This window comes from Corynebacterium sp. HMSC05C01 (assembly GCF_001807155.1).
Classification (GTDB): domain Bacteria; phylum Actinomycetota; class Actinomycetes; order Mycobacteriales; family Mycobacteriaceae; genus Corynebacterium; species Corynebacterium coyleae.
This window is the reverse complement of sequence record NZ_KV787961.1, coordinates 233-521: the sequence shown is the minus strand read 5'-3', so window position 1 is coordinate 521 and position 289 is coordinate 233. Positions and strand designations below refer to the sequence as shown.

The following is a 289-nucleotide window of genomic DNA, read 5'->3' as shown; positions in this document are numbered from 1 at the left end:
AAAGGAATTGACGGGGGCCCGCACAAGCGGTGGAGCATGTGGTTTAATTCGAAGCAACGCGAAGAACCTTACCAGGTCTTGACATCCTTTGACCACTCTAGAGATAGAGCTTCCCCTTCGGGGGCAAAGTGACAGGTGGTGCATGGTTGTCGTCAGCTCGTGTCGTGAGATGTTGGGTTAAGTCCCGCAACGAGCGCAACCCTTATTGTTAGTTGCCATCATTCAGTTGGGCACTCTAGCAAGACTGCCGGTGACAAACCGGAGGAAGGTGGGGATGACGTCAAATCAT

General features: G+C 52.6%; 1 rRNA gene (only partly in view). It reads left to right on the top strand.

The features are described 5' to 3' along the window. Window positions 1–289, top strand: a 16S ribosomal RNA gene (locus HMPREF3145_RS07555) (its annotated part continues 232 nt past the right edge of the window); the annotation flags it as partial.